Origin of the sequence: Runella sp. CRIBMP (assembly GCF_009905605.1) — a bacterium.
Classification (GTDB): Bacteria; Bacteroidota; Bacteroidia; order Cytophagales; family Spirosomataceae; genus Runella.
The window spans coordinates 131,398-143,638 of record NZ_JAAAKZ010000006.1 but is presented as its reverse complement, the minus strand read 5'-3'; the positions used below and the strand labels follow the sequence as shown (position 1 = coordinate 143,638).

Annotated in this window: 10 protein-coding genes; 4 read left to right on the top strand and 6 right to left on the bottom strand. The window is 45.3% G+C overall.

Going from position 1 to position 12,241, the window contains the following annotated elements; all coding sequences use genetic code 11:
• Positions 1-74: 74 nt before the first annotated feature.
• From GVN20_RS17100 to GVN20_RS17080, 5 genes are all read right to left on the bottom strand, one after another.
• The gene (locus tag GVN20_RS17100) at positions 75-1,739 is read right to left on the bottom strand and encodes a hypothetical protein (RefSeq protein WP_166559501.1); all 1,665 of its coding nucleotides are present in this window, start codon (positions 1,737-1,739) and stop codon (positions 75-77) included.
• A 97-nt stretch (positions 1,740-1,836) separates the two neighbouring features.
• The gene (locus tag GVN20_RS17095) at positions 1,837-3,066 is read right to left on the bottom strand and encodes a hypothetical protein (protein WP_206023296.1); all 1,230 of its coding nucleotides are present in this window, start codon (positions 3,064-3,066) and stop codon (positions 1,837-1,839) included.
• Positions 3,067-3,234: 168 nt separating this feature from the next.
• Complete coding sequence (locus GVN20_RS17090; RefSeq protein ID WP_166559500.1) at positions 3,235-4,014, bottom strand: LytTR family DNA-binding domain-containing protein; 780 nt, start codon at positions 4,012-4,014, stop codon at positions 3,235-3,237.
• 58 nt (positions 4,015-4,072) lie between these two features.
• On the bottom strand, positions 4,073-5,143 hold the full coding sequence (locus GVN20_RS17085) for a sensor histidine kinase (protein ID WP_166559499.1): 1,071 nt from the start codon (positions 5,141-5,143) through the stop codon (positions 4,073-4,075).
• A 123-nt stretch (positions 5,144-5,266) separates the two neighbouring features.
• Entirely contained in the window at positions 5,267-5,479 is a 213-nt protein-coding gene (locus tag GVN20_RS17080; protein ID WP_166559498.1) for a hypothetical protein, read from the bottom strand.
• A 361-nt stretch (positions 5,480-5,840) separates the two neighbouring features.
• Between GVN20_RS17080 and GVN20_RS17075 the strand changes: the two genes are divergently transcribed.
• Complete coding sequence (locus GVN20_RS17075; protein ID WP_166559497.1) at positions 5,841-7,169, top strand: MFS transporter; 1,329 nt, start codon at positions 5,841-5,843, stop codon at positions 7,167-7,169.
• On the opposite strand, the gene GVN20_RS17070 is transcribed toward GVN20_RS17075, so the two are convergent.
• Positions 7,166-8,740 (bottom strand): CotH kinase family protein, encoded by a 1,575-nt coding sequence (locus tag GVN20_RS17070; protein ID WP_166559496.1) that lies wholly within the window; start codon positions 8,738-8,740, stop codon positions 7,166-7,168. The two genes, GVN20_RS17075 and GVN20_RS17070, sit on opposite strands and share 4 nt — an antisense overlap.
• Positions 8,741-9,155: 415 nt before the next feature.
• On the opposite strand from GVN20_RS17070, the gene GVN20_RS17065 reads away from it, so the two are divergent.
• The 3 genes from GVN20_RS17065 (at position 9,156) to GVN20_RS17055 (ending at position 12,204) form a co-directional block, all read left to right on the top strand.
• Positions 9,156-10,592 (top strand): PQQ-dependent sugar dehydrogenase, encoded by a 1,437-nt coding sequence (locus tag GVN20_RS17065; RefSeq protein WP_166559495.1) that lies wholly within the window; start codon positions 9,156-9,158, stop codon positions 10,590-10,592.
• A gap of 205 nt (positions 10,593-10,797) precedes the next feature.
• Entirely contained in the window at positions 10,798-11,904 is a 1,107-nt protein-coding gene (locus GVN20_RS17060) for an Mrp/NBP35 family ATP-binding protein (RefSeq protein ID WP_166559494.1), read from the top strand.
• Positions 11,905-11,940: 36 nt separating this feature from the next.
• Positions 11,941-12,204 (top strand): NifU family protein, encoded by a 264-nt coding sequence (locus tag GVN20_RS17055; protein ID WP_114461513.1) that lies wholly within the window; start codon positions 11,941-11,943, stop codon positions 12,202-12,204.
• Positions 12,205-12,241: the final 37 nt, after the last annotated feature.

Below are 12,241 nucleotides of genomic sequence, written 5' to 3'. Positions count from 1 at the left end.
TCGTATGAATTACATCCTATTTTCACTACTCAATGAATCAAATTTAAATGGGCTTAGTTCCGCAGTGCCCAAAATCACATTGAAGCCTCTTTTACGTTAGCATCAAAAATCCCTGTCAACACCTGACCATTTCGTTTGATTTGCAGAAAAATCCGGTACTGCCCTGCTTTCGGGAATGCGTACGGAAACACAATTCGGTTTTCATGTTTCATACCTTCCATGTCGTGCGCGCTCATGCCGCTCATGCTTGCCATCAACAGCCTGTCACGCTCAGCAGGGGCCAGCAGTTTCAGGCCTGCAATGTAGCGGTCAATGCTATCCCGAAAGGCTTTGGCATCGCCAGAATACCGAAAAATTTTGGTGGTATCGGCAATACGGTTTTGCATGATTTGCTGCGCCGCCATCGAATACGTGCCTACAGGATGCAAGTGAATGTAGACCGAGCCATCAGAACGCACAATGGCCGCATGGCCATTCATGCCCAGATACGGCTCCAATACCGCAGGTTTGCCGTCGGGACCGAAGACTTCAAAAGCCAGTTGATAAGGTTTCCCTGCCTCAAACGAAACTTCTGGTTTGCCTTCCCACACGATGGATGTACCATCTTTCAGTTTGGTTTTGGTGCCCGGCTTTCCACAAATAACTACATTTTCATCAACGGGGATTTGCTTGGGATTATTCAGCGGGTCGGTCACCACATAGGTATCTTCGGGGTCGGTTTTCAATGTTGCATTACCGTATATTTCGGGAATATCAATGGTATCCGTAATGGTTTCGGCAAAGCCTGAGCGCTGCACTACGTCGGCATAAACCAAGTACCTTCCAGCGGGCAATTTGGGCAAATACGCCTCAAAGGTGGTCGTATCGCGACGCTCAGGGTGGAGATGCGCAAAGGCATCCAGCGTATTTTGGCGCACCAAAAACAAGTGCATCAATTTGCCGTGATCAGGGATGAGAAAGCTCATTACCGTACGGCGTTGTGAGCTTTTATTGATGGAATTGGTATCTACTGTCAGTTGAAAAACGCGCTCATTGTTTTGGTTAACAATCTTGGCACTTCCCAAAATAGGCTTATACATGTACCTTTTATAATCATCCGCCCAGCTATTCCACCAACTGCTTCCGATGTAGAGTATTCCAGTACAGGCCACTGCCGCCACCCCCATCGAAACCCAGCGCGAACGACGCTGTTTTGGGGTAAGACTCGCTCCTTTTCTTAGCAAACCGTCGCTGGCACTGGCGCCGATGGCGGTAATTAAAATCACGACCAATAACAAACCCAAAATACTCAGCATTACGCCCAAACCCGCGGGCATGTCACGTTGAGCGGTAGAAACCGCCACAATCGGAACAATCAATTCTTTTTTGCCATCGTCGCCATCCAGCGTAATCTGCACACTGGATGCACCACCCGCCATAAGCCACACAATTCCCTGAAACTGTCCCGTTTGATTTGGCACGGGGCTGATGACATCAGAAGACGGAGCACCTTTGTCGCCCGTACGAAAATAAATGGGCCGCGCCAGTACACTGGTTACGTTTCCGCTTTCCATATAGACCGTCACCTGCGCCGTACCCGGGATGACATCGGGTGGTTGCAAACTGACCAACACGCGATAAGCACCCGCCTGCCCCTGAAACAGCACGCCAGCACTGCCGACGTGCGCCATGGAAGCAATCGAATATAAAAGACAAAAAGAAAAAACAACGAAAAAGGAAAAGGCTTTCAGAAGACGCATGTTCAGGAATTTTAGGAATAAAAAAAGGGGGCGCAGGAGTTACCTCGCCTTCTTCAGATGCATTGATAGTTCATTGGCAAGGTGATTTTGCGCGTTTTCATCGTTGAATTTTGCGCATCCACTTACCCCATGCCAATCCTATTCGGGAAGAAATGTAGCCAAACCCAAGCGCATAAGCGATTCCAATGCTGAAATCAGTGGCATTTTGTAACACCCAAGGCGCATATTTGTAGCGGTATTCCCAATCGGGATCATTGCCAAAATAATAATAATGACTACCAAAAAACCAGTTACGGGCATAAGGCGACTCTTGCAAAAACGAGCCAAAGGGCCATTGCACAATGAGCGTAATTACCACAAAAACCACACTCATGATGGCCGCCATCACCCAATCGTTGATGTAAGTATAACGGTTCAAAATCCAGTCCATCGCCAAAGCGGGCACAATCAATAACAAAGGAAAAGCAAACCCCTGATAATGGGTAATGTGATTCCAGATGGGCCCCAACTTGGGTTCCGCAGGAAACAAAGGAATAATCCATAAAGTAAGGCACATCAAAGCGGTATAAACGCCCGTAACCGAAGTGATGGTCCAGCGTCCTCCCGCTCCTCTTCCAAAAGCCAACAGCACCAACGGAAACGCCATGGCAGCGACTTTATAAAAACTCGAATTGTGCATTTCCCACTTTCCTATTTCTTCAGAAAGCAGGGTATACCACATCGTAACCAAAAAACCAGCCGACAACGCAAAAAGCAAGTTGAGTCGACGGAAACGTCGTTTGGTATAATCTGTATTTGTAGGCTGAGCGCCCGTCATTTGATTTTTTACGGCCAAAACACTCACAATTGCGCCAAACTGCACCCCGATGATTCCCAACGCTAAAACGGTATGCGGCGGAGAAAGTATCTGCACATCAAGCCCGTACGTACCATGCCACCAATCATCAAACGGAGCCGAGGTGAGCATCATCAACGCGCCCCAAATGCAGAATAAGGCCCCCAATGAGCTATAAAAAAAGCCCCAAACCTTTACACTTTGCGCTTTCTCCACTACCGAACCTTTGAACGTAGTATACAGCACTTGATAGCCCGAAAAAAGCCCAGAAACAATCGCTCCCACGTATATAATGACGTGAGGCGGTGAAAAAAGGCCATCACGACCAATGCTGAGGTGCCAACAAATGTCCCAAATAAGACCTACAATAACGCAAAAAGATGAAAATACAACCGCATATAAATACGGAGGAATGCCTAAAAGAAAGTCAGCCGATGAAACGCGCTGATAGTCAGATGATTTTTCAATAGCGGGCGAAAGCGGGCTTGCCATAACGAATCCGAATTAAGGTTAATAGGTTGATTGAAGAGGAACACGGGCGGCACAGAAAATCAAACCATTCTTTCTTTCTAAAAAGACAAAAATAGTCCTTATCCTCTACACCAAAACGTGCTGAATGGGCTATTAAAAGTACTAAAAACCAATGACAATCCAAAAGCGTTATTCCCCCATCCAATTTCGAAATTCTCCGGCTTTATCTCGGCTGATAAACACCTCTTCTTCAGTACACGGGCGCAAATCCAATTTAAGCCGACTGTTGAAGTGTAAATGGATTTTATCCACGGATTTTGGACAAAGAATAATCTGCCGATTGGCCCGAAAAAACTGCTTCGGATTCAATATACATTCAAGTTCATCAAGGGTATAATCCACCACGTAAGAGCGTTCGTCCCAAGTCTTGACAAAACTCAATCGCTCCTGACTGTAAAAATAGGCAATATCATCGACCGAAACAGGCACAAGCCGCGAACCCTGTTTCAACAAAAAACGCTCCCGGTAGTCCGAAGGCGATACTTTTGTTTGCTTAATAAGATGTACCAGTTCATTGACGTCCAAGTGATTTTCGGCCGTTGTTCCGTACAATTTCTTCAGTTCCTGAAATTTATGCAGGCTTCGTTTCAGCGCTTCTTCATCAATGGGTTTGAGCAGGTAATCTATGCTGTTGACCTTGAAAGCCTGAATGGCGTATTCGTTGTAGGCAGTCGTGAAGATAACGGGGCTTTTAACTTCCACTTGACTGAATATTTCAAAACTTTGCCCGTCGCACAATTCAATGTCCATCAACAGCAAATCAGGGCGTTCGTTGTCGCGCAGCCATTGGATAGACGATTCCACACTGTCGAGCATCGTGATTACCTCAATGTTTTCATCGCACTCCTGCACCATTGCTTTTAACTGCCGAGCGGCCAGCGCTTCATCTTCAATAATGACTACTTTCATCACCTATTGTCTTATAATCAATCCTTGATTGTTACTTTTCCGTTTCCGAAGGGCTATCCTAGGCTTTAACCGTTTTTTCGGTGGCGCTCAATTCGCCGATAAGCGGCACTCTCACCTCAAAAACCTCTTCTTTTTCATAAATCTGCACGTGTGGCTGTCGGAGCAAGGCGTATTTTGAAGCAATATTCATCAGTCCTTTTTTGCTCGAAGGCATACCGTTATTGGGCTTACACTGCAGGTTATTTTGCACAATAAGCTCTCCTGAATTATTGGTAAAAATCTTGATATGCAATGGTTTGGCAATGGAAACCATGTTGTGTTTAACGGCATTTTCGACCAACAATTGAAGCGTCAAAGGCGGAATTTGGGCGTGGCGGTACGCGGGGTCAACGTTTACTTCCAAGGCAATGCCGTCTTCAAAACGGGTTTTCAACAGCCCAAAATAGGCGTGGGTAAATTCTAGTTCTTTTTCGAGAGAAATCAGCTGTTGTTCATTGCTTTGCAAGAGATACCGATACACCTGCGACAAATCGCCAATGAACCGCACAGCCGTTTTGTTTTCGTTGGATTTTACCAACGCTTGAAGTGTATTGAGGCTGTTAAATAAAAAATGGGGTTGTACCTGATTTTTTAACGAATCCAACTGCATTTCAAGGTTGGCACGGCTGAGTTCTTCCGTTTGGCGTTTGCTGATTAACCATTGCCGAAAAAAATAACGACTTTCATAAACGGCAAAAATGATGGCCAGATAAAATAGATTCAGCCCAAGCATAAAGAGCGTTTCGGGATAAAACCAGTCAAATTTGGGCTTATCGCTGTAGACAAAATAATCGAATAGAATCAACCGTTGGGCCACCAACACTACCACCACCGGAACACTAAGCAACCCCAAGGCAATGAGCCGTTGGCGAACATTTTCAAGGCCCGGATTACGACGACGCACCTCAATAATCATCCAACGCCCCACAATCCATGAAAAATACACCGAGGCCAGTCCCGCAATGAGAAATTTGGCCGCAGTGAAGGTATCATTACAGAGGGTAGGTAAATTAAAAAAAACGGTTGCAACGGCCCAAAGTACAATTGGACCAAGGAAAAGCAATCGTTTATCATTGAGGGTGACTTTCATCGCAGTGCCAAAAAATTCATTCAGTTAATTACAAACTTAAACCTATAATTAACAAATCGGAGGTTGCTGGCGAACGAAAGCCCTAAAATAGAGGCTGAACCGTCGTAATTTAAAATTCAAAGGTTAAATAACAGGACGGGTTCTGCTGCCGCGCTCGTTGATTTTTTTGCAGCAAACCAACTCTCCATCCTCACATTTAGTAGCCGACGATTTGACGGAAGAGTGACCAAAAGCCGCCTTGAGCGACAGAGATTCTGAACTCAGGCTACAACCACCGATGGCAACCAGGACGCTGAAAAACAGGAGGTTTTTTAAGTAAAGTCTATTTTTTAACATGGCTATATCGTTTGTGAGTTCAAGAATATGATGTATCAACGCTCATAAAACGCTCAAAATTACATTATTGCCCTGATTTATCAATAAATTAATTATCATCGCCTAAAATTTCTATACTTCCTTACCCATTCGATTTGAACCCCTACAAATTTAGCCGCGCAGAAGGCACAAACACAGTACTTTTTCGGAAGACCAAGATCTGCTTTTTCAATTTCTTGATTATCAGCACCGTTGCAAAACTTACAGAGCCATTTGCTTTTTTTGCCTCTAGAAAAAAAATAGTAGAATTTTTATATAAAATTAGATATTTCAATAGTACATATCCCTTACTTTTGACTATACACCTTAAACCCTTTTCTTCATGACTTCCCAAACTCCCTCTCTCCGCTATGCATGGTATGTTGTAGCGGTGCTTATGCTTGCCTATATTTCTTCGTTTATTGACCGTCAGGTGCTCACTTTGCTGGTCAAACCCCTCAAACGGGACTTTGGGGTTACCGATACGCAGATAGGGCTTTTGATTGGGTTCAGTTTTGCCATTTTTTATACATTTCTTGGCATTCCGATTGGCCGCTTAGCCGACCGACGCAGCCGCAAAAGCATCATCTTGTGGGGAATTGTTTTGTGGAGTTTGATGACCGCCATTTGCGGCGTGACAGACACCTACAGCCAGCTTTTTCTGGCACGCGTGGGGGTTGGAATCGGCGAAGCCGCTTTATCGCCTGCCGCATATTCGATGATTACCGATTTGTTTCCACGCCATAAACTAGGTACCGCCATGGGTATTTACAACCTGGGTGTATACGTTGGCTCTGGGCTTTCGATTCTGTTGGTGGCCCTTATTCTAAAACTTATCAGCGTTGAAGGCATGTGGCAAGTTCCCTTTTTCGGAGAAATATACCCATGGCAGACGGTATTTCTAATCGTTGGCGCACCAGGACTTCTGATTGTATTGCTGATTGCCTTTACAGTCAAAGAACCCGTGCGCCAACAAACCTCGAAGGCAAAAGTTGAGATGTCAGAAATCCGAGCCTATTTCAGCGCCAATCGTTTTTCATTGTTGTCGCTCTTTTTCGGGATTGCTTTTATGGCGTTTAGCTCTTACGCCACTACCTCCTGGACCCCTACCCTTTTTGTCCGTAAATATGGCTTGGCCGAAGCGCAGGCAGGGTTATTGTTAGGTGCAATAATCACGATTTTTTCAACGGCTGGTGTTTATTTGGGCGGTCGCTACGCCGACAAATTGACCAAAGACGGCTACCCCGACGCCAAAATGCGGGTGGGCTACCAAGGAATGCTCATCGGCACTTTGCTGGCCGTCTCTATTTTGGCAATGATGGTATTTACTTCGGCTCCTTTGCCCGTTTTTGTGGTCTTGTTGGCACTGATTTGCTTTTTCACGGCTCTCCCTTACGGTGCTGCTACGGCTGCACTTCAAGAAATGGTTCCCGCCCCGATGCGTGCCACTTTTTCCGCTTTTTTCTTATTTGTGGTCAACATCGTCGGGCTTGGCGGCGGGCCTTTGGCGGTTGGTTTCATCAATGATAAAATATTCGGCGACCCCAATCAGGTTCACCTATCATTGGCTTGTACGGTACTGCTAGGATGCGGGGTTTCGTGCTTGCTCCTCTACCGAGGTTTAAAGCCGTTCGTTCGTAGTACCGAAAATGCTCGACTGGCGGTCAATTAATTAGTAGGGCAAGACTCTATTTTAGCCACAAACGAAGCTTGGCCCTGGACACTGAAGCCAGGGTTGAGCTGAATATAAGCTGGGGCTTGATAAGTGGTGGGTTGATTGGTCGGCAAAGCACATTCAGACAATAGCGAATACACCGATGTGATCACTCCAGTGGGACAGTTTGCCGAAGTTAACGTCGGTTGCGTAAGAGGCCCCACGGCTTCTATATTGGCATCCATCCAGGCCAAATGGGCCGTTAACCACGTTTTAAGGTAATCCACTTCTTTATCAAAGGTATTTCCAAGAAGTGGATAATATTCATTGTACATGATTGGGTCTTCCAGAATATCCCATTTCGTAAAATTACGCGTAATGGCATCTTTTGATTTCAACAATGTACGTTGTGTATCAATGAAATGATGAATACTGTCGAGATGCCACGGGCCTTTTCGTAGCTCACGATAACGAGTAACGAGTTTTTGGACAAAGTAGCAATCTTCCAATACTTTTTTGGCCCAGAAAGGTGTGCTTGAAGTACGCCCCGGACAATAAATATTGAATTGCCAAGCCCATGAGCTATCGGGTTTGACCGATCTTGGGTAGCAAAATTGCTGATTTCCCATCGACTTATCAAAGTCCCACGGCGGCCCCATCGTGAAGCGCCCCCCTTCGCTATCTCTGTCCTTGTACAAAAATGTACTCGCCCGCCATGCATCCGAGTTTTTGGTAAATTCTTGCAACAGAAAAAAATCTACAAAAGAATCAACATTCAGGTAGGGGCGATACCCGAGCGTAGGACTTTTAAAATCAGGGCCATTGAGCGCGGTTTCAAAATTATACATGTACTGCTTGATGTAATTAAACTGCAAGTTCAGAGAAGTAGTATTTGTATACTCATGCAATTTTGGGTATTCAACGTGGAATATGGGCGGTGCCTGCAAAGGCACATCGTTGGGGGGAATATGAGAACTCCATTTTTTCTCTTCGTTTTCCCCCACTTGAAGAATATACCCTCCCGTAATTTTGACGGCATCGGTGTCTATTTCTTCGAGTTTTTTAATTTTGACACGATTATCATTACGTTTGATTTTTTCCATCAAAATATAAACTCCCTGATACAACGTTTGACCATTAGTATTCAGATATAACTCCACATAACGCGTACGCGGTGCATACCGGTTGGTTTTTCGAAACATCTCCTGCGAAAGTACTTCTCTCAAGAACGATTTATCTCCAAAGCAGGCGTTTAATACCCAATCTGCTTCTTTGGGCATTCCTAATAGTACCACGTTAGAGTCTGCATCCGTGGCAACTTGTCGCGTTTCAAAGCCATACGATTTTTTAGGCCAATAAGTGGAAGTATTACCTCTGATTTCAATTCCAATGTTCCCAGAAAATTGATAAACATTGGTATTTGAATTAACACTATAATAATAAACGCTGTCGGGACTACCAGCGACCACTGATTTACCAACGATTTTCATCGTGGCCGCAATCTTGGGTTCATTAGGAATCGTCTGCCCGTTTGTATTGATGATAACAATAGGTAAATTGGAGGTAATTACTAGCTGTGAAAACCCCATTAAATGCGTCAATATTAATGTAGCGAATACCAAAGCGAATCTAAAACTTTTCGATCTCAAAAACAGAGATTGCTGCAATAATGTAGATGTTTTCATAGAACTAATGTTTGGTTAAGAGGGAATAAACTATTTTCAATCAAACATATCAATACCGACATATTACATCATCAGTATCGGTCCAATTGATACCAAAAGCTATTTTAGACCCATTGGTATACATATTAATAGACATACTTCTAAACTACTTATTCTATTACTAATGACCAAAAAATGTTATCAAGTGGTACATTAAGAAAAATTAAATAAGTGCTTGAAAACAAAGCTATTCCCAAAATTTTCCTCAAATACTGATGGTAAACAATTAAAAAATTGATTCTCCTCACTTTAGTTATTAACCAATAACTACCGCGACAAAATGATAAAATATATAGCCATTGCTTCGGCAGCGACAATGCTACTGCTCATTCGCCAAACTACGACCGAACCCATGCCCATAGCAGTCACCAATTCCACCTTGCTCGCATTCGAAACCGCCCAGAATAACTACAAAAACTTCTGTTCGAGCTGTCATGGAGAAAAAGTGGAAATGTTTGTAGACCGCCAATGGAAACACGGCAAAACCAAGCCTGATTTGGTAAAAAGCATCACAGGGGGGTATCCCGACAACGGAATGCCGTCGTGGGGTGCGGCACTCAAACCCAAAGAAATTGAAGAATTGGCGGACTATATTTTGGAAGGCATTGAAAAGGGTAGCAAATACAGTTTTGCCGTCAAACCTAAATCCAACGTGTTTGCTTCGGCTGAACTTATCGTAAAATTAGACACGGTAGCCAGTGGATTGAGCAGCCCTTGGGGAATGGTATTTTTGCCCGACGGAGATTTGATTGTAACCGACCGCACGGGAGAGATTTATCGCGTTGGCAAAAACCAACAAAAAACCAAAGTGACGGGCGGCCCTGCGGTATTGGCCGAAGGACAGGGCGGATTGCTCGACGTAGAACTGCACCCCAAGTTCGCCCAAAACGGCTTTATCTATTTCTCGTATTCAGCCTTCAAAACCGAAGGAAACGACAAACTTTCGACGACTGCTGTAATGCGAGCCAAGTTGGTAGGCACAACGCTGTCGGACCAAAAAATCATCTTTGAAGCACAACCTTACCTCAAAACCCGCCATCACTACGGCTCCCGGCTCGAATTTGACAGAAGTGGATTTTTGTATGTTTCGGTGGGCGATCGTGGGCAACACGTCCCACTACTACCTCAATCGGTAGAAAATGACTGCGGAAAAATCCACCGCCTCAACGACGACGGCAGCATCCCCGCCGATAATCCATTTGTCAAAAAAGACAAAGCCCACGGCTCGGTGTTTTCATACGGTCACCGCAACCCACAAGGCACCGCTCTCAATCCCACCACTGGCGAATTGTGGGAACACGAACACGGTCCACGCGGCGGAGATGAGGTAAATATCATCAAAAAAGAAACCAATTATGGCTGGCCAGTGATTTCCTACGGAATCAATTATGACGGAACCGTTCTAACCCCAAACACGGCCAAACAAGGCATGGCTCAACCCAATCACTACTGGATTCCTTCCATTGGCCCCAGCGGTATGACTTTCGTTACGGGCAACCGCTACCCCGCTTGGAAAGGAGATTTGCTCGTAGGTTCGTTGCGTTTTAAGTATCTGAACCGTTGTAAAGTACAAAATGGCAAAATCGTTAAAGAGGAGATTCTCCTACAAAATCTGGGGCGTTTGCGAAACGTACAAATGGGCAATGACGGCTACATCTACGTGTCGGTCGAAGACCCCGGATATGTGTTCCGGCTAGTACCCGTTCCGGTGAAATAAGAACATTACGTAATCTAATCAAAGAGGTCGGGGCACCCCGGCCTTTTTAATTGGTCTAAAAACCGTCTTTTAAAGGTACAAATAGGATTTTGGCAAACTTTCCTTTTAATTTTACGGTTCTATTTACGTACAACAAAAAGCGTTAACTGAGTTTTTATTATTCAACCAGTAAACCATTTAAACCAATAACGGATTACATTCCCCCATGGGCGACCTAACCATCAATAAAGAAAAGATACTTCAGGCCCTCAGTACCGTTCAGGAACCTGACCTCAAGAAAGACCTCGTGACCCTCGGCATGATTCGCGATGTTGAAACAGGCATTGACCTCATCAGCTTTACCGTGGTGCTTACAACGCCCGCGTGTCCGCTCAAAGAACTCATTCGGAAAGAATGTACGGATGCCATTCACAAATTTTTCGGTGACCACATTCGGGTAGATATAAAACTTACCGCCGACGTTACAACGTCGCGCACGGGCGGACCAGTGGTGCCGCAGGTAAAAAACATCATTGCGGTAGCCTCGGGAAAAGGAGGCGTCGGCAAATCGACCGTTACGGCCAACTTAGCCATGGCGCTTTCGCGCTCAGGGGCCAAAGTCGGAATTCTTGACGCTGATATTTACGGACCATCCATGCCCGTTATGTTTGGAGCCGAAGACATGCAGCCCCGAATTGTGCAGCGCGACGGTCGCAACATGATGGTCCCCATCCAACAATGGGGTATTAAATTGATTTCGATGGGCTTTTTGGTCCCCGCCGACAGTGCCACCGTCTGGCGCGGCCCCATGGCCAGTACGGCATTACGCCAATTGATTGGCGATGTAGAATGGGGCGAACTGGATTACCTGCTCATTGACTTACCTCCGGGCACCAGCGATATTCACCTGACACTTGTACAGGCGTTGCCCGTTACGGGAGCGGTCATCGTGACTACACCTCAAAAGGTGGCTTTAGCCGACGCCATCAAAGGCTTGGCCATGTTTCGACAGCCGCAAATCAACGTGCCAGTTTTGGGAATTGTGGAAAATATGTCCTACTTTACTCCTGCCGAATTGCCCAACAATAAATATTATCTTTTTGGGAAAGACGGTGGGCAGCAATTGGCCGACAAATTTAACGTTCAGGTATTAGGACACATTCCGTTGGTGCAGGGAATTCGCGAGGGCGGTGACGAAGGTCGACCAGCGTATTTGAGCGATGACCTCATCACCAAAGAAGCTTTTCAGGAAGCGGCCGAAAACCTCGCGCAGCAAGTAGCCATTCGCAACGCTACCTTGGCCAAAACCAAGCAGGTAGAGATTAGAGTATAACTGAAAATAGCATCTTAGCGCATTATTTTATAAAAAATGGAAACACTTCAAGCTGATTCACTTAAAGCTCGCGTCGAAATGGCGCTCAACAGCATCCGCCCTTATCTGGAAGCTGACGGCGGCAACGTAGCGGTGAAAGAGATTACCGACGACATGACGGTTCGACTCGAACTTGTTGGTTCATGCAGCTCATGCCCCATGTCAACCATGACCTTCAAGGCAGGACTAGAGGAGGCAATTTTAAAATCTGTTCCTGAAATCAAAAAAGTAGAGGCCATCAACCTCACTCCTGCCTATTAAAATCATGAAGGGTTCAAAAAACGTTTTTTGAACCCTT